Origin of the sequence: Endozoicomonas atrinae (genome assembly GCF_001647025.1) — a bacterium.
Lineage (GTDB): Bacteria > Pseudomonadota > Gammaproteobacteria > Pseudomonadales > Endozoicomonadaceae > Endozoicomonas > Endozoicomonas atrinae.
In genome coordinates, this window is the sequence record NZ_LUKQ02000705.1 from 1 (window position 1) to 678 (window position 678).

The following is a 678-nucleotide window of genomic DNA, read 5'->3' on the forward strand; positions in this document are numbered from 1 at the left end:
ACACAGAAACTTTTTAAAGAGTTTGGCCGGGTTAAAACAACACTGAGCAGACCAAAGAGTGATTCCCAATATCTTATCGTCTGGATAGGAACTTTCCCGGTCGGGGCTCACAAGTTCGGTAAAGCCCGACAAACCCCAAGAGGTGTTCAGGTCGGCAGACATTCCTTCTGGCAAAGTGCCTTTCTGATGCAACCGGTCAATTCACCGAGAGAGTTTGTATTCAACCGTAAAAAGGAATGGGCGCACCGTTATCAACAATCCCAACGATCAGGCCGTTGGATGTGGATGGGGCTTCCCATCGAAAAGAAGTCCGTAAAGATTTTTTCCGAAGCAGAAGCGGCGCTCAATACGATGCAGCCGAAAATCTTTGAACGCTTTTCAACCCTGCTCCATCAGGAATTAAATTATGCCTTCAATGTCGAACCCCGAAAGTCTGGTAATTGAAAAACTGATCGAGCATTTAAAACAAGTCGCTCCCAATACCCAACTCGGCTATTCCGCTATCGGGCAGGAACAGGACTTAGCGCTTCCTGCCATATTGGTTCAGTTAGAATCCATCAATGAAGAACAGCGGCAGGGAACGAAAGCAAAATACCGCATGGAATTTAATATCAGTGCGGTCGCCAAAACCAACAACGACACCACTTACAACCTCATTGATCTGACCCGCTCCATTCG

2 protein-coding genes are annotated in these 678 nt (G+C 46.9%); both read left to right on the forward strand.

From position 1 onward, the window contains the following. A partial coding sequence (locus AK963_RS34240) for a hypothetical protein (RefSeq protein ID WP_202969960.1) occupies positions 1-444 on the forward strand: 444 nt, incomplete at its 5' end. Further along, positions 407-678 (forward strand): hypothetical protein (locus tag AK963_RS30170; protein ID WP_139117827.1); only part of this gene is annotated, 272 nt, incomplete at its 3' end. The genes AK963_RS34240 and AK963_RS30170, both read left to right, overlap by 38 nt.